General features: G+C 38.8%; 15 protein-coding genes. 14 read left to right on the forward strand and 1 reads right to left on the reverse strand.

The window, feature by feature from the left end; genetic code table 11:
• The first annotated feature begins 196 nt into the window (after positions 1–196).
• The 10 genes from ACRQ5D_RS27210 (at position 197) to ACRQ5D_RS27255 (ending at position 12,471) form a co-directional block, all read left to right on the forward strand.
• Positions 197–1,486, forward strand: a complete 1,290-nt coding sequence (locus tag ACRQ5D_RS27210; RefSeq protein ID WP_091162789.1) for a glycosyltransferase family 4 protein — start codon at positions 197–199, stop codon at positions 1,484–1,486.
• Positions 1,486–3,006: a hypothetical protein gene (locus ACRQ5D_RS27215; RefSeq protein WP_091162788.1), complete on the forward strand. Its 1,521-nt coding sequence runs from the start codon at positions 1,486–1,488 to the stop codon at positions 3,004–3,006. The genes ACRQ5D_RS27210 and ACRQ5D_RS27215 overlap by 1 nt, the downstream gene beginning before the upstream one ends.
• A complete protein-coding gene (locus ACRQ5D_RS27220) occupies positions 2,999–4,036 on the forward strand; it encodes a glycosyltransferase family 2 protein (protein WP_091162787.1) in 1,038 nt (345 codons plus the stop codon). Before ACRQ5D_RS27215 ends, ACRQ5D_RS27220 begins: the two co-directional genes overlap by 8 nt.
• A gap of 3 nt (positions 4,037–4,039) precedes the next feature.
• Complete coding sequence (locus tag ACRQ5D_RS27225; protein WP_143020678.1) at positions 4,040–5,290, forward strand: oligosaccharide repeat unit polymerase; 1,251 nt, start codon at positions 4,040–4,042, stop codon at positions 5,288–5,290.
• A 2-nt stretch (positions 5,291–5,292) separates the two neighbouring features.
• Positions 5,293–6,351, forward strand: coding sequence for a glycosyltransferase family 4 protein (locus tag ACRQ5D_RS27230; RefSeq protein ID WP_091162785.1), 1,059 nt, complete (start codon positions 5,293–5,295; stop codon positions 6,349–6,351).
• Positions 6,348–6,998, forward strand: a complete 651-nt coding sequence (locus ACRQ5D_RS27235) for a glycosyltransferase (RefSeq protein ID WP_431198448.1) — start codon at positions 6,348–6,350, stop codon at positions 6,996–6,998. The genes ACRQ5D_RS27230 and ACRQ5D_RS27235 overlap by 4 nt, the downstream gene beginning before the upstream one ends.
• Before the next feature lie 2 nt (positions 6,999–7,000).
• Entirely contained in the window at positions 7,001–7,465 is a 465-nt protein-coding gene (locus ACRQ5D_RS27240) for a glycosyltransferase (RefSeq protein WP_431198449.1), read from the forward strand.
• Between the two features lie 194 nt (positions 7,466–7,659).
• On the forward strand, positions 7,660–8,931 hold the full coding sequence (locus ACRQ5D_RS27245; RefSeq protein WP_432327234.1) for a sugar transferase: 1,272 nt from the start codon (positions 7,660–7,662) through the stop codon (positions 8,929–8,931).
• 133 nt (positions 8,932–9,064) lie between these two features.
• A complete protein-coding gene (locus ACRQ5D_RS27250) occupies positions 9,065–11,719 on the forward strand; it encodes a glycoside hydrolase family 78 protein (protein ID WP_091162782.1) in 2,655 nt (884 codons plus the stop codon).
• Between the two features lie 113 nt (positions 11,720–11,832).
• Positions 11,833–12,471, forward strand: a complete 639-nt coding sequence (locus ACRQ5D_RS27255; RefSeq protein ID WP_091162781.1) for an MgtC/SapB family protein — start codon at positions 11,833–11,835, stop codon at positions 12,469–12,471.
• Between the two features lie 961 nt (positions 12,472–13,432).
• Here the strand turns inward: ACRQ5D_RS27255 and ACRQ5D_RS27260 are convergent.
• Complete coding sequence (locus ACRQ5D_RS27260; protein WP_091162780.1) at positions 13,433–14,479, reverse strand: NHL repeat-containing protein; 1,047 nt, start codon at positions 14,477–14,479, stop codon at positions 13,433–13,435.
• Positions 14,480–15,236: 757 nt separating this feature from the next.
• Here ACRQ5D_RS27260 and ACRQ5D_RS27265 point away from each other — a divergent pair.
• From ACRQ5D_RS27265 to ACRQ5D_RS27280, 4 genes are read left to right on the forward strand one after another with little or no spacing between them, the layout of a single operon-like run.
• Entirely contained in the window at positions 15,237–15,362 is a 126-nt protein-coding gene (locus tag ACRQ5D_RS27265) for a hypothetical protein (RefSeq protein WP_369596615.1), read from the forward strand.
• A gap of 33 nt (positions 15,363–15,395) precedes the next feature.
• Positions 15,396–16,076, forward strand: coding sequence for a GTP cyclohydrolase I FolE (gene folE, locus ACRQ5D_RS27270; protein WP_091162779.1), 681 nt, complete (start codon positions 15,396–15,398; stop codon positions 16,074–16,076).
• Positions 16,076–16,792, forward strand: a complete 717-nt coding sequence (locus tag ACRQ5D_RS27275) for an SDR family NAD(P)-dependent oxidoreductase (protein ID WP_091162778.1) — start codon at positions 16,076–16,078, stop codon at positions 16,790–16,792. The genes folE and ACRQ5D_RS27275 overlap by 1 nt, the downstream gene beginning before the upstream one ends.
• Before the next feature lies 1 nt (position 16,793).
• A complete protein-coding gene (locus ACRQ5D_RS27280; protein WP_091162777.1) occupies positions 16,794–17,450 on the forward strand; it encodes a flavin reductase family protein in 657 nt (218 codons plus the stop codon).
• The last annotated feature ends 2 nt before the right edge of the window (positions 17,451–17,452 follow it).

Raw genomic sequence — 17,452 nt, forward strand, 5'->3', positions numbered from 1 at the left:
ATTTTCTTTATTAGCAACAGGCGGGCTTTTTTTCATGATTATTTAAAACCGTATTTAAAAAACAACCTGTTAGTAATATTTATCTCTTTCGCGTTCATCTTTAGTTTTGAGCTTATTTTAATTTTGATTTTGAGAATCGATGAAGCGAAGATAATTAGCAGGTTCTTCAGTTCATCATATAAGCGAGTTTTTTTAAATGGAAAAAAAGATTAAAATTATTGAATGCGCAGATCAACTGGGCTTAGGCGGCACCGAATATGCACTCCAATTATATTGTAAATATTTAGATAAGGAAAAATTTGATGTTACTGCGGTTGGCCTCTACAAAGGCGGGGAAAGAGAGCAATTAATTAAGGGCCTCGGTATTAAAGTGGTGGTATTAAATGGAGACTTTAACGAATTCGAAAAGATTATTGAAGGAACAGATGTTTTTCATTGGCATGGATATGGTCAGGTGGACGAAAAATTATTTGCTTCTTTAAACAAAAACAAACCCCGATTAATAATTCAAACTAACGTTTTCGGCCACTTTGAGAAATCGCCATTTTATGATCTTATTGACTTTGATCTGTATATCTCAAAAATGATATTGGTGCGGCGAATGGCACTTGACGGCTCATATGCAGAGCAATTTGTGGGTAAGCGAAAGGTATTGCCGTATCCGGTTGACATAGATTTTTTAAAAGATGAAAATATAGAACCTCCCTTGGCAGATGTTGAACAATTTAAAATTAAGCATAACATTAATGACTGCTTTGTGGTAGGTCGGGTAGGCCGCGCCGACGATCATAAATTTGATATGATAACACTTACCGCTTTTGCTGAATATCTCAACTATAACAATAATGCTAAATTTTTATTGGTGGGTGCCACGAAAAGGATGCTTGCGTTGATCAAAAAACTAAAAATAACTAACAGCGTAATAATATTAGATAACACAACTCATATGAAACAGCTTCTTACTTACTATAAAGCAATGGATGTTTTCTTAGCAGCAAGTAATATAGGCGAAAGTTTTGGAATGGTGATGGCTGAGGCAATGAGTATGGGAGTACCGGTGGTAACCATTAGCACCCCCGCTAAAGACAATGCACAGGTTGAAGTTGTAGATAATGGGGATACCGGCTTTGTGACATATCGATTAAAAGAGACGATAGCCGCTGCAATTAATCAGATTTGTTGTAATCCGGAACAGGCAAAACTATTTGGAAAAAACTCCATTCAAAAAATATACCGCTCCTACAGAGCTCAAGATATAGTTCATAGCCTCGAGCAGTTAATATTAAAAAACTTAGGCATTGAATTTAAAGATGCACCTTACTTAATTGTAAATTGGGATAACGATCTTAAAGCTGATTATAAAAATAGATGCAGCAATTTATTCGGACAACCGAATCTTATCGGCAAAATAAAAGTAAGGTATTACCAAACATTTGCTTATAAAGTTCACAACAAGCTTTTTAGCATAATAAGAAAAATGTGGTAATGAAAATATTATTTATTAGCTCGGCTCAACAGCCCGATTACTTATGCGATGCCATGTACCACGGCCTAAAAACCGTTTATGAACAGGGTGTTGAGGCGGTCAACGATATGTGGTATATGTACACTTCCCTGTTAACCGACGAACAAAAACACTTATATGGCAAAGGTTTTTCCCTTTATGGGCTATTGGCTCCTGAAATTAAAAATGTACCTCCAATTAACGACGTGCTTAACCGAATCCGGGAAGGCTATTATACTTATATCGTTTACGGCTCTGTTCAACAATGCAAATTATTTCTTGACCTTGTTATTGAAAATTACAGTTCAGATAAAATCATCTTTATAGATGGGGAAGACCGCACGTCCATTGTTAAAGAACTAACAACTAAAGGGTACTATTTTAAAAGAGAACTGATAAATAGCACTCCAACAGTTTACCCGATAGGGTTTGCAATTCCTGCCAAAAAAATTGTAAAAACGATTCCACAGAAAAGCAGAGAGTGGGCAATTAACTATCCGGGTAAGCTACATACATACATACATAAAACAGAGGATTCATATTATTTTGATTATCAGACATCAAAGTTTGCTGTAACGTTTAAAAAAGAAGGGTGGGATTGTTTGCGGCATTATGAAATCTTGGCAAACGGTTGCCTGCCCTATTTTAAAGACTTACATGAATGCCCTGATAAAACTTTAACAAATCTCCCTAAAGATATATTGCTGAAAATAAAAGCTAAAATTGAAAGTGGCACTCCATTCTCTGATGAAGAATATAGTGAAACTGTAAACGGCTTATTGGAATTTACAACTCAAAATTTAACTACCGAAGCCTTAGTGGATTATGTTTTTAAAGTGGTAAAAAGCACCGTTGACAAAAAAACTGTTTCCGCCAGGCTTAATTTTGCTGAAGATGCGGTTATTTTAAAGACAAGATTTATAGATGATGCATTGAACATATTTAAAAAAAACAATCCGGTTATTATTCATTATAGTTTATCCTCTGTTCAGGAATTAAGATATTTGCAACATACTCCCGGTATAGTTTATGCACAGACTTGTTTTAAATCTGCAATAGATACATCGTGGTCAAAGGCTATTAATCTTCTTGAACTACGGGAACAACCGGTTTCGTTTGCTGATGTTATAATTTCAGATATGACATTGCCATACCAGGAAGACATTCTTGATTATATGCAAAACGTTATTAAAGCTATGAATCATGATACAAGATTGATTATTGTGGTGCCCAATTATAAAAGCTTTTCAACTGTATTGGGTTTCATTAAAAATGATCTTAAGTTTGGTCGACTGACGCTTGCTAAAACATCTCAGGTTAACTTTTATTCAAGCAAATCATTGCTAAAATTTTTAAAGTCATTTAACCTATACCAAAGCAGGCAATTAGCCTATGATTTTGATAATAGCCATCCGATCAAAAGAGTTTTGAACAAATTTAATTTTCTGCGGTATTTTACCTGTCGAAAACTGATGATTGAAGCGAGGTTAAAACATGAGTAAAGTATTCATAGTTTTAGTAAATTATACTAAGTATAAAGATACAATTGAATGCTTGGAAAGTGTTTTAAAATCTTCATACCAAAATTTTGAGGTTATCATAATTGATAATTCGCCCAACGATGAATCTGAATATAATATTCGTCGATGGCTCAAAGGTGAATATAATTGTTCAGAAATAAACACGTTATTCCCTGAATTGGTTTATCCTATGCTTGGCAAACCAATTTCGTATACCTATTTAAAAGAGGCTCAGCTTGAAAAAGCTGAGCCGGCGCCTAATAAGGTACTATTTATAAAAGCTATTAACAGAGGTTTTGCCGCTGCTAATAATTTGGCATTTAAATATATTTTAAAAAGTGCTAATCAATCATCATTCGTTTGGCTACTCAATAACGATACCGTTATTGAAAAAGAAACGTTAAAAAATATGATTAACTTTTATAAAAATAACGATCCGGTATATGTTATCGGAAGCAAACTCAAATATTATTATAAAAAAGAGGCTTTGCAGGCAATATGTGGCCGATACAATAAATGGCTGGGAAGTACCTATCATATTGGCGACGGAGAAATAGACCGTGGGCAGTATAACAATTACGTAATGAGCAATGACAATTATATTGTAGGAGCATCAATATTTTTTCCAATTGTTTTTTTAAGCACTGTTGGCGTGATGAATGAAGACTATTTCTTGTATTATGAAGAAATGGATTGGATTTTGACAGGACGCAAATATGGCTTTAAAATAGCGTTAGAACCAACCGCGATAGTATATCATAAAGAGGGAGCTTCAATAGAAGGAGCTTCGTTAAACGGGAAAAATAAAGACAAATCTGTTGCCGATTATTTCTCTATAGTGAATCGGCTTAAGTTCACAAAAAAATGGTATCCTCAATGTACTGTCAGTGTTACTATAGGGGTATTTTATGCATTATTAAAGAGGTTATTAAAGGGCAGGGTGAGGTTCGTAACAAGGGTGACCAAAGCTGTTGTTAAAGTTTTGTTTACATCCTATACTGGTAAAATATAATTAATGAATAATTTTATTCTGTTCATTTCCCTTACAATTTTAACAATAGGACCGATACTAGTTTGGCCCAGCAGGTACAATGTGCCTATGTTGCTTAATGTAGGTTTTGTATTTGTCGCTTATTTCGTTCCGCTTATAATGCTAAGCGATAATGAAAATTATAGCGGAGAAGTTTTTGATTTATTTTACAAGATCACCGTTTTAGGCGCCTTTGCTTATTTATTGGGATTAATTATAGGTTACCTTGTACCTCTAATAAGAATGCCCTTAAGTTTTGTGATACGTGATAATGAATTTTATCAAAAACGGTTTATTAAACTTACACAGATTTTTCTGATTATAGGTGTCGCAGGCATGCTATTAAGCTACCTCTTAATGGGTTTTGTGCCAGCATTTGCAAGTGATCCGTTAAATGCAAAGTTTTTTAGGGGCGCTTATGAAGCTCCATATATGCGTGTAGCAGTTTTATACCGCATTTCTAATCTTATCTTAATAAATGCCCTCGGCTTTGGCTTTATTTTGGTTTATATCAAGCGGACATTTTTTAACATTTCCCTTGTAATACTCGCTTCATGTGTTCTGTTATCAACTTTGAACCGTGGAACAACGGCATTTGCGCTATTAACGGTTATTGGCCTGGTGTGCGCTGATAAAGGCCGACTATATTCGTGGTTATTCGTTATTTTCAATTCTTTTACAATAATTATAGGCAGTATCTCCTACTACATAATAGGGCTTATTTTTGGCATAGATCAATTCACTGATCTGTATTCCGAAGATTCATTGTGGACGCTGATTGCTTCGGGGGCACCGGACATATCAGATCAACTACAATTTTTAAAAATGTATCTGCTTAACCCGGAGCTAACTTATGGAAAAACTTTTTTGGGAGGATTAATTCCGGGTCATTACCAGTGGAACCCCTCGGTTTGGGCACTAAAAGTAATAAGTCCTGACACCGACCTAAATGACATTACTTCTGGAGGGCTAAGACTGCCTGTATCTATATGGGGATATACGGCATTTTCATGGCTTGGCGTTATTGCTGTAAGTCTCATATCAGGTTTAATAATGGGATATTTTACAAAATATCTGAAACATTGGATAAAAAGCGGCAGCATGTCAAAAAACATTGTTGCAATAACGTTTTATAGTCTTATCGGCATTCAACTATCGGGGTTTTACGTTTTTTCATACATGTTTTTCCCGCCTTTAATAGTACTTTTTTTCTATGTTTTTATTTTAAAAAAGTAAACATGAAAATTATTATCAACGCGCGTTTCCTCACCCAAAAACTTACAGGAGTGCAACGTTTTGCCATTGAGATAGCAAAACAGTTAAAATTGATGATGCCGGGGATTATATTTGTGGCTCCGTCCAACATCATTCACCACGATCTGGCTCAGCAGCTTGGTGTAATCATCATAGGAAAAAATAAAGGGGTTATATGGGAGCAGCTTGATTTACCATTATATTTAAAAAAGAACAGCAGCCCCTTACTTATCAACATGTGCAATGTTGCACCGCTATTTTACAACAATCAGGTAATTACCATACATGATATTGCCTTTTTAGTTAATCCACAGTGGTTTAGCAAAAACTTTGTAAGGTTTTACAAATTCCTGGTACCAAAGATAAGCAGGAAAGCTAAGCGCATATTCACTGTAAGTGATTTTTCAAAAACTGAAATCGTAAAGTATCTCCATGTCGAAGCCGCAAAAATAAAAGTGATATATAATGGCATATCTGAACTCCCCTCTCCTACACCTGTTAAATCAGATTACGGCAAGTATATATTGGCTGTAGGATCAATAGATAAAAGAAAAAACATACAGAACCTTGTGCAGGCCTTCGGATCAATAAAACACAGAGGTATTAGACTTATAATAGTTGGAGACAGCAACTCGATTTTCAATAACGAAGATAATGCGCATCTTGATGTACATCCTGATATTATATTCACCGGGCGCGTTAACGACCACGAACTTGCAGGTTTATATAACAAAGCAAGTTTATTTGTCTATCCAAGTTTATATGAAGGTTTCGGAATTCCGCCGCTTGAGGCAATGGCCCAGGACTGTCCAACGTTAGTATCTGACATAGACAGCTTGCGTGAAGTTTGCGGTGATGCCAGTGTTTATGTAAATCCGCTCAATGTTGCGGAGATTTCGAAAAATATTGATTTACTTATTGAAGATGTGGCATTATGCGGGCGTCTTGTTGAAAACGGAAAACAAAATATAAAGCGGTTTAGCTGGGAAACTTCGGCCAGGCAAATTGTCAATTCCATTACTGATTTAATTACACAACCTTGAAAGTCGCATTAGTACATGAATGGCTTACCGTAATTGGGGGCTCTGAAAATGTTTTTAAAGAAATTGCCGCATTATATCCGGATGCGGATATTTATACGCTTGTAGCCCGCGAGGAAACCATTTTTAAGCTTGGCCTTTCCCGGCATAAGATAAACACTTCTTTTATTCAGAAACTGCCATTTGCAAAAACTAAATACCGGGCCTATCTGCCTTTATTTCCTTTGGCTATTGAGCAGTTTGATTTATCAGGCTATGATCTGATTATATCATCCTCACATGCTGTAGCTAAAGGAGCTTTAACCAATTCAAACCAAATACATATCTGTTATTGTCATTCGCCAATACGCTATGCCTGGGACTTGCATCATCAATATTTAAAAGAATCCGGGTTGGACAAGGGCCTGAAGGGCTTCATAGCGAAATATTTGCTGCACCGCGTCCGGCAGTGGGACATCATAAGCACCAACCGGGTCGATCATTTTATCGCTAATTCAAACTATATAGCCAGGCGAATTAAAAAGATCTACGGCCGTGAAAGTACAGTTATATACCCCAACGTAGCAACAGAAGATTTTTTACCTGTTTATGAAAAAAGGATTACTACGTTACCTGTTCACGGTTTGTCCCTTATAAAAAAATTGATCTGATTGTGCAAGCCTTTGCCCAGATGCCTGATAAAAAATTATTTGTTATTGGCGAAGGTCCTGATTTTAAAAAGGTGAGCAAATTAACTACCTCAAATACAACCTTACTTGGCTATCAACCATTTGATGTACTCAAAAAATACCTGGCCGAAGCTAAGGCGTTTGTGTTTGCAGCTGAAGAGGACTTTGGCATTTTACCTGTTGAGGCCCAGGCCTGCGGCACTCCTGTAATTGCCTTTGGTAAAGGGGGCGCGTTGGAAAGTGTTGTCGAAAACAAAACAGGCATATTCTTCTATGAACAATCTGCCGAAGCCATTAAAGAGGCAGTGGAGCGTTTCGAGGTTAACGAATCGTTATTTAATTATAAAGAAATTACCCGGCACGCTTCTTCTTTTTCAACAGATATATTTAAAAATGAGCTACTTGTCCAAATTAATAATAAAACACAAAATAAAATAAAGAATTATTAGTTTTTAATTGTAGCGTTCTCGATGAATACCCCGTAATTAAGTTTAACAAACATTGGTTTTATTTAAAAACGATTCGTTTTAGTAAAATTATTATATTTGCACAACTTAACCCTGATCGCAAATGCGCTACTCTAAACTACTTCAGCCATTCACATTTTTTTGTGATTTAATCTTATTAAATATTGCACTACAGTGTGCCCACCTATTTATATTTGCATTTTATTCTGTCAGAAATACAGTCGACTGATTTTTTATTATTAGTTAACTTAACCTGGATTACCATTGCTTCGGTAACTAAAAACTATATCATAAAAAGGCCCCTGATATTAAGTGACAATTTAAGCAAATTTATGTCCTCTATCGTATACCACCTGGTAATGGTTCTGGGGATAGTATATTTCTTTAAGCTTTATGAGATAAGCAGAATGGTGATGTTTTGCACGTATCTTTTGTTTTTTATCTTTATAGTTGTTCAGCGCTCCCTAATCTTTTTCACACTCGATTTTATTCGTAAAAAAGGTTATAATATTAAACATGTCATCATAATTGGTAATGCTGATATCGTTAACCGGGTAAAAAAATCATTTTCAAGGCATCCGGAGTACGGGTATAATTTTATTACCACCATACCCGAAGAAATGATTGAGAGCCTGCCCCATGAAATATTATTTGATAAAATCCTTGAGGCCAAGCCAGATGAAGCGTTTATATGCTACAAATTTATGGATCAGCTTTTATTAAATAAACTGGTTAATCTCGGCGACCAACATTCCATTAAAATTAAACTGGTTTCGGACCTTGTACTTGATAACAGCTATGCCAGTATCGTCAATTATGAAAATCTCCCTGTAATACAGCTTTCTTCTTCCATTGAGCTTAGTTTGAAAATTATTTTCTTCAAGCGCTGTTTCGATATTATGTTTTCCCTTTTGGTAATGATCCCTGGGCTTCCTGTGTTTATTGCATTAGCGATAATAACTAAATTAACTTCAAAAGGTCCGGTTTTTTATCGCCAGGAAAGAATTGGCAGGAATCATAAACCCTTCAGAATGTATAAGTTCAGAAGCATGTATGTAAATTCAGAACAAGCCGTTCCGATGCTGTCAAAAGATAAAGATCCCCGAATTACCAAATGGGGTGTATTTTTACGTAAATCCAGGCTGGATGAATTACCCCAGTTTTGGAATGTTTTAAAGGGCGACATGTCTATCGTTGGTCCCAGACCAGAGCGGCAGTATTTTATTGAGCAACTCATAGAAGAATCACCTAACTACAAAAAGTTATTTAAACTCAAGCCGGGTCTCACCTCTATAGGACAAGTAAATTATGGCTATGCCGAAAATGTTCAGGAAATGCGTCATCGTGTTCGTTATGATCTTATATATTTAAAAAACATCAACTTTAATAACGACTTAAGCATAATTTTCCAAACCATAAAAGTGATGGTTCAACTCAAGGGAAAGTAAACGTTATTCCCAAACTCGGGATAACGATCTCTCGAAAATATAATAAGTATTCAAAAGACAGAGCAGGATGGTAATGAAACCATCCTGCTTTATTTTTATAAACCAATTTACCGGTTACCCTATACATTAAATTATGAGAGCACCATTTCTTATTGGATGTTTTTTATTTTCATGGCTCACTACCTCGGCACAAGTGGTTTTAAAAAATCTTTTAACCGAAAACCTGAAAAACCCAATTTGTATTGATGCACACAATCCGCGTTTTAGCTGGCAACTTGCAGAAAAAAATAATATACCCGTCGGCCAACAAGCTTATGAAATACAAGTAGACTCAGCCTCGTTCAGCGAAAATAATACAACCCCGTTATGGTCGAGCGGAAAAATAACATCAAATCAGTCAGTGTATGTACCTTACCGCGGCAAAACACTGCTATCATGCCATAAATATTTTTGGCGGGTAAGGATTTGGGATACCAACGGATTACGTTCAGCTTGGAGTGATCAGTCATTTTGGAAAATGGGCCTGCTATCTGCTTCTGACTGGCATGCCCAATGGATTAGGCCTGCCTTAAATGATACAGTAAACGCCCCCGCTCCTTTGCTGAGAACTAATTTTTCATTAAACAAAAAAATACGGGAGGCTACAGCTTATATAACTTCGCATGGCTTTTATGAAGCACAACTAAACGGGCATAAAGTAGGCGACAGCTTCCTTACACCAGGATGGACAAGTTATAATAAAAGGTTACAATATCAGGCCTATGATGTTACAACTCTGTTAGCCCAGGGAGAAAATGCCATGGGTATTACACTGGGCAGCGGTTGGTATCGCAGCCCGCTGGGCCCTTATACACCCAGGGCTAATTTTTATGGTGATAAAACAGCAGTTTTAATGGAGATGAGGATCATCTTTACCGATGGCTCAGAGAAAATCATATCGTCAGATCAAAGCTGGAGATCATCTACGGGAGCTTTACAATTTGCCGAGATCTACAACGGTTGTATTATTGATACGAGATTAGAAAAATCAGGATGGGCAAAGCCCGCTTCTGATGACCATGACTGGCATCCTGTAATCATAATGCCATACGCTAAAAACACCCTTATTGCTACATATAACGAACCCGTTAAGCAACATGAAACATTTAAGCCAATAAAGGTCATAACTACGCCACGCGGTGAAAAGGTGATTGATTTTGGTCAAAATCTGGTGGGTTGGGTAAAAGTTACACTGAAAGGCCATCCGGGAGACTCAATTAAAATTGCTCACGCAGAAGTGCTGGATAAAGCAGGCGAATTTTATACAGAGAACTTACGGGCGGCAAAGGCCGAAAACACTTATATATTAAAAGATACCTTAAAACGTACATTTGAGCCGCAATTTAGCTGGCAGGGTTTCAGGTACATTAAGGTTAGCGGTATAAAAGGCGCATTAAATCCAGATGACTTTACCGCTGTAGCTGTTTATTCGGATATGAAAGCTACCGGGAGCTTTTTATGCTCCAACCCCTTGCTTAATCAATTGCAACACAATATCCAATGGGGACAGAAAGGTAACTTTCTTGATGTACCAACAGATTGCCCGCAACGCGACGAGCGCTTAGGCTGGACAGGCGATGCGCAGGTATTTTCACGTACAGCAGCATTTAATATGGATGTTCACAATTTCTTTACCAAATGGCTCAAGGATGTAGCTGCCGATCAGTATCCAGGCGGTAGTATCCCCTTTGTGGTTCCGGATGTATTCAAAAATGGCACAAATGAGGTTGGCGGCAGTTCAGGATGGGGAGATGTGTCAACCATCATCCCATGGAATATGTATTTTGCATATGGAGACAAAAAGATTTTAGAAAACCAGTTTCAAAGCATGAAAGCCTGGGTTAATTATATCCAAAAGCAAACCAGGAACAATTTATGGGTAACGGGTAATCATTTTGGCGACTGGTTGTTTTATAGTGTGAATAACGACAGAGATGGTACATCTGCGATAACCAACAAATATCTTATCGCACAATGCTTCTATGCATATTCAACCCAAATACTGATCAACAGCGCCAAAGTTTTAAACAAAACAACCGACGAGCAATATTATTCAAAGTTGTTGCTCAAAATAAAACGGGCATTTGTGAACGAATATGTTACCGCTAACGGCCTGATCTCATCAGATACCCAAACAGCATACGTATTAGCTTTGGAATTTGATATGCTGCCGAAAAACTTGAGACAGCAGGCTGCAGCCCGCCTTGTTAAGAACATCGGGCTATACCGGGATCACCTGACAACGGGTTTTTTAGGCACTCCTTATCTTTGTGATGCCCTCACCAGGTTCGGTTACGCCGACGTGGCGTACAAGTTATTATTGCAGGATACTTATCCTTCCTGGCTATACCCAATTAAACAGGGGGCTACAACTATTTGGGAAAGATGGGATGGTATCAGGACCGACGGCAGTTTTGAAGAGTCATCTATGAATTCTTATAATCATTACGCTTACGGGGCTATCGGCGATTGGATGTATCGCTATATTGCAGGTATTACGCCTGCCGCACCAGCCTATAAAAAAATAACAATCAAACCGGTAATTGGCGGCGGGCTATCATGGGCCGAAGGAAAATACGATTGCCCGTACGGAACCATCTATAGTAAATGGCAAATCACTGATAGGAAATTAGATATGAGGGTAACTGTTCCGCAAAATACAACAGCTGATATTTTTGTTCCCGATTTTTCAGGAAATAATTACAAAAAATTCACTGTGGGCCCCGGCAATTATCATTACAGCAGATGACAGCAATCTGTCTCTGAAAACCGGGTTCTCCCGCTACATAAATGATGAAATCCGGCAGGTTCAAGTATCTATAAAAATCATATATTCGGTTATAATCAAATAAAATTGAATTTATGGCTTTCGATATAGAAATACTGGTCAGGTTTTTACTGGCCCTGTTGTGGGGCGGACTTGTAGGCGCCGAAAGAGAATATCATGGTAAGGCGGCTGGCTTCCGTACCACCATCATGATATCTTTTGGCGCTTGTTTTTTCACACTCATGTCAACCGCCATTGGGGCGCCTGACAATGCAGACAGGATAGCATCAAACGTGGTTACGGGGATTGGGTTCCTTGGTGCCGGCGTTATTTTCAGAGGTGAAAACCGGGTTAATGGCATCACTACCGCAGCTACCATCTGGGCCGTTGCAGCAGTAGGCATGGGTATTGGAGCCGGTTACTACTTAGCTGCCGGGTTCGCCAGTATAATGATCCTGTTTATACTTTCCGTACTTCCTTTCTTTCAAAAGAAAATAGATTATTATAATCAATCCAAAACATTTTATATTAAATGCCCGGTCTCGGTAAATGGTATCATCTTGTGCGAAGATATGATGACAGCTCATAAACTGAAATTCAAGATGGTTAAGAGGGTGAAAGATGGTGACTATATGCTTTTAACATGGCAGCTTCACGGACCTTCAGTTAAAATGGATCTGTTCATCAACTCAGTTAGCGATATTCCAGTTATCGAACATTTTGAGTTTTCGTGATATCGACAACGTATTAATTATTATATCCACAAAGCAAATGCTTTTTCATTCTCCCACAAGAATTCTGCTTGATCCGAGTTCTGTTTGATCAAATCGAAAAGTAGCGGCTTTTTATAATTAAAAAGGTTCACTCTTTTAAAGTGCCCCTTTCAGAACTCAGACACAGTTCCTATATGGTGCGCCTAACGGTACAGAATTCGAACCAATTTCTAAAGGATTTGGCTGTTTTATGCGAGTTATCAGCCATGCAATAGCTTTTTTTACACACCAAATATCCTCCGGAAAGTCAATCTGGTTTATTTAGCTTTTTGAACCTTATATATCCCAATCCCCCTTCAACATAAGTCAGCTGGCTTTTGCTATGTTTAAGATCATCATTTTAAATAACAGGTTTTTAGGCATGATACGCCAGTGGCACGAGCTGTTTAGCGGATCTTGAAAACCCAGCCGGATTCCGGCATTTTGATTGCGCCGAACGTTAATGTGTTGATGATTGACCTAAACAGCTTGTCCAATCAATATTTGATTGTTTAGGCGTTATGATTAATTTGTTCCGATCCTCTGTCCGTATCGCGGACTGCGGGTGTAATCAACATTAGGATTCAGAAATAATGTTGAATATGATATGGTCCATGAGGTTCAATTATTACAAATTTAACAAGAGGAATAAAACTCAATTGTAAATAATTAGCTTAATCGATTACCTCAAGAGAAGCAATTGGCTACCTGCAATTAATTCATAAAAAAGTTGCCAATAAAATTGACAACTTGCCTAAAATAGTACTAAAACCCGATGTACCCACAGACCTATTTTGGATGAACTGAAACTATTAGCCACTCTGTTTGATGGTCAGGCTGATTTCAAATATCTAACCCGTTTTCGATAGAACCGATTATTCAGGGTTTATGCTTGACCATTCCTAACATATAATGGAGTTTTAATAGATATCATTCAGAGAGTTTATCTACTTATCACTATTTTCCGTATCATAGTATTGCCATCAGTTACATATAAATTGCCGAAATTATCTGCGGCCACGTCAGTTGGGGTTTTAAATGTAGCTGTAGCGCCCGGGCCATTATCTGACCCAAACTCACCGGTACCGGCTACCGTGGTTACCACACCTTGAGGGGTCACCTTGCGTATTTTATTATTCAGACGATCCGCCACGTATATATTACCTGCGGCATCTATACCCAAACCAAACGGAGTATCAAATGAAGCTGCAGCACCCTTGCCATCAGCTTCACCCTTGGCGCCGCTTCCTGCAAGCGTACTTACCACGCCTCCCCGGTTAATCTTACGGATTAGGTTATTGTGGGAATCTGCCACATATAGGTTACCGATAGCATCTACTATTACATCAGAAGCACCATTAAATGACGCAGCAGTACCCTTGCCATCGGCCGAACCTGCTGCACCGCTACCTGCAAGGGTTGTTACTACGCCTTCCGGGCTTATCTTACGGACCAGGTTACTATGTACCACGTAAACATTACCGGAGGCATCTAAGGCCAAACCTCCCGGATTATAAAATGTAGCCGTAGCTCCCGGGCCATCGGCTGTTCCCTGGGCACCGCTACCTGCAAAGGTTGTTACCACGCCCTCCGGGTTTACTTTACAGATCCGATTGTTATGACTATCGGCTACATATACAGTACCTGAAGCATCTACCGCTATGCCGGACGGATACCAAAACACAGGGCCCCGGCCATCCATGTCAACCTTATCGTTGCCGGCAAGGGTTGTTACTACAGCCGCCGGGCTTATCTTACGGATCAAGCCGGTCCAATTATCTGTCACGTATATGTTACCGGCAACATCTGTTGCTATACCCACTGGGCTGTTAAATGAAGCCGATGTGCCGACACCATCAGATGACCCTCCAATACTTTGACCGGCAAACGTGCTAACCGTTACTGTGGTGGGTTTGTGAAAGTCTTTAATACAGGATGCATTGCCTAACAGAAAGGCTAATCCTAAAACAACAGTTATTTGCGTTTTCATAATACAACGAGTAAAACTAAAAAAAGAGATCCTTATTACTCCAGTGCTGATTTCAACAACCTATATGATGATCTTTACTAGATATGCTGAAAAAAGCAATACCCAAATTTGTATCCCAAAAGACACAATGCGCTTAATCTTATAATGGATAGCTCAGGTATGCCGGCCATTGGGCGGACTGCGAAATTTGTACTACCTTATACATCAATAGGCGATAGACAAATGCCGGGCAAACCGTTATTAACCAGGGAAGTCAAATATTTTTTTCTGTGTTACAAATTGTAAAAACATAAGCAATAATAGGAAAAGGATCAGGTTTTCAGAATGCTTGTCATCATCTAAATAACTGACTGTCATCATCTACAACATGCATTTATCATCTTTTTATCAACTGAATTATAACATTGGTTTTTGGGATCAATTAAAAAAGTTTGCGGAAATAGTAATTTATAATCTTTCTTAATTTATACAAAATTGTACTACATGTTAAAATATAGTATATGATTGTATTATATTTGAATCGTAAACTAAATGCTAATTTTCCTTAAATGTTAAAGTCAAATCCTATCAATAATATTATCCCTGACGAAAAATCTTCCGTAGCGGTGATTGGCTCTGGGTTTTCTCGTTTAAGTGCAGCAGCCTATTTAGTCAAAGCCTGATATAGTGTCACTGTATAATGGTTTGCTGACCGGCACGGGCCTGGAAAACCTGGTAGTTTGGTATAACCCGGGCACACATCATAGGCGTACGTATCTTGACCATTTCTGTAGAGGATGTTTTTTATGGGATGAATCTGATCCTGCTAAATGTAATGATCTATACAGGTTTAAACACAGGGTTTTATTTCCGGCTTAAAAATCAGCGAAGGGCAATAATATAGTAAACGCCATTTAACTTATACTAATACGACTTCATGATAAAAGACGAAACAGTTAACGACTTAACTTTAGCGCAGGTAGTAACTGATCTGGAACAAGATCATTATAACGCTGCTTTCGACACGCCACTCCGGCCTGATGCATTTGAACTGGACGACGATACCAAAATGGAACTTATCGCCAAACATTTCGCCGCAATAATGGAAACCTTGGGAATGGACCTGGAAGATGACAGTTTGAGAGACACACCTAAGCGGGTAGCTAAAATGTATGTGAAGGAGATATTTAGCGGCCTTAACCCTGCTAACAAACCCAAACCCACTTTATTCAAGAATCCATTCAACTACAATCAAATGCTGGTGGAACGGAATATTGCTGTATTTAGTAACTGTGAGCACCATTTTGTACCTATTGTAGGTAAAGCCCACGTTGCCTATATCAGCAATGGGCAGGTAATCGGTTTATCAAAACTGAACAGGATTGTTCAGTACTGTTCGCAAAGACCACAGGTGCAGGAAAGGCTGACCATGCAAATCGCCAATATGCTCAAAGAAGCGTTAGGCACGGAAGATGTAGCGGTAATTATAGACGCGCATCACCATTGCGTATCCAGCCGTGGTATCCGGGACGCCGGCAGTACCACGCTTACAGCTGAATACAGCGGGCAGTTTCTAAATATTGAAACCAAGAATGAATTTTTAAAGTATATCGGATAATGGACTTCAACGGAAAGAATATCCTGGTGGTCGGAGGCAGTTCCGGCATTGGCTTATCATTAGTTCAACTGCTTCATCGGCAGAACGCCAATATTTATACGGTATCAAGATCGGCATCAGCCGAGTGGCCGGAAGATTTACATTTTTTAAAAGCAGACGTTTTAGAAAGTTTGGATGCGATGGAGCTGTTCCTTCCTGAGCAACTGCACGGGTTGGTTTACTCGGTCGGAAGCATTACGCTGAAACCGTTCGGCAGGTTAACTGATGAAGATTTTTTGAAAGATTTCCAGCTGAACGTTTTAGGTGCAGCACGTATGATCCGGCAGGCTATGAAACCAATTAAAAATGCCGGAGGTTCATCCATTGTTCTGATCAGTTCGGTCGCCGCCAAAACTGGCATGCCTTACCATGCCAGTATAGCAGCTGCCAAAGGCGCAGTTGAAGGCATGGCGCTTTCTTTGGCAGCCGAGCTTGCTATCCAGCATGTCAGGGTTAACGTGGTAGCCCCCTCATTAACAGACACCCCACTCGCTCAGGCCTTGTTGAGTACCCCTGAAAAACGGGAAGCCTCCGGTAAACGTCATCCTTTAGGAAAAATAGGACAACCCGAAGATATCAGTCGGCTTATCGCCTATTTATTATCGGATGACAGTACCTGGATGACGGGGCAGGTTATCGGCATGGATGGCGGCTTAGGTAAATTAAAAACAAGTTAAGATGCAGGATATAAAAAGCGAAAACATCTATCAGCTGGAAAAGCAATACAGGACAAGCCTGATCAACAGTTTGATAGGCTACCGGGCTTTGAATCTTTTGGGAACAACCAGTAATGACGGTGTCACTAACTTGTGTATCATCAGTTCTGTTTTCCATTTGGGTGCGAACCCGCCGCTTATCGGAATGGTGATCCGACCCGAACGTGAGCACAATGATACGCTGCGTAACATCAGATCAACAGGACAATATACCCTCAATAACGTGTTACCAGAATGGTACATGCAGGCGCACCAAACCAGTGCAAGTTATCCTTCCGGCTTTTCTGAGTTTGACACCTGTCATTTCAAAAAGTATTATACAAATGGATTTAAGGCACCTTTTGTGAAAGCATCCAACGTACGCATAGGGCTGGAATTACGTGAGATGATTGATATGGAGGTTAACGGAACAACAATTGTTATAGGTGAAATAGTCCATATCCTAACAGAAGATGGATTGATCGGGGCAGATGGAACAGTTGATCACGGTAAAGCTGGAACCATGACCGTGGCCGGTTTGGATACCTACTATCTACCGCAACCCGTTGGGCAACTCGCCTATGCCAAGCCTGGAGTTGAACCTCATTTATTAAATACAAATACCAGCTTCAATACATAAGC

Origin of the sequence: Mucilaginibacter sp. P25, assembly GCF_050859465.1 — a bacterium.
GTDB lineage: Bacteria > Bacteroidota > Bacteroidia > Sphingobacteriales > Sphingobacteriaceae > Mucilaginibacter > Mucilaginibacter gossypii.

Coding starts and splice junctions, on each gene's coding strand:
- ACRQ5D_RS27210 (WP_091162789.1), top strand. CDS start 197: ATGGAAAAAAAGATTAAAATTATTGAATGCGCAGATCAACTGGGCTTA.
- ACRQ5D_RS27215 (WP_091162788.1), top strand. CDS start 1,486: ATGAAAATATTATTTATTAGCTCGGCTCAACAGCCCGATTACTTATGC.
- ACRQ5D_RS27220 (WP_091162787.1), top strand. CDS start 2,999: ATGAGTAAAGTATTCATAGTTTTAGTAAATTATACTAAGTATAAAGAT.
- ACRQ5D_RS27225 (WP_143020678.1), top strand. CDS start 4,040: ATGAATAATTTTATTCTGTTCATTTCCCTTACAATTTTAACAATAGGA.
- ACRQ5D_RS27230 (WP_091162785.1), top strand. CDS start 5,293: ATGAAAATTATTATCAACGCGCGTTTCCTCACCCAAAAACTTACAGGA.
- ACRQ5D_RS27250 (WP_091162782.1), top strand. CDS start 9,065: ATGAGAGCACCATTTCTTATTGGATGTTTTTTATTTTCATGGCTCACT.
- ACRQ5D_RS27255 (WP_091162781.1), top strand. CDS start 11,833: ATGGCTTTCGATATAGAAATACTGGTCAGGTTTTTACTGGCCCTGTTG.
- ACRQ5D_RS27260 (WP_091162780.1), bottom strand. CDS start 14,479: ATGAAAACGCAAATAACTGTTGTTTTAGGATTAGCCTTTCTGTTAGGC.
- folE (WP_091162779.1), top strand. CDS start 15,396: ATGATAAAAGACGAAACAGTTAACGACTTAACTTTAGCGCAGGTAGTA.
- ACRQ5D_RS27275 (WP_091162778.1), top strand. CDS start 16,076: ATGGACTTCAACGGAAAGAATATCCTGGTGGTCGGAGGCAGTTCCGGC.
- ACRQ5D_RS27280 (WP_091162777.1), top strand. CDS start 16,794: ATGCAGGATATAAAAAGCGAAAACATCTATCAGCTGGAAAAGCAATAC.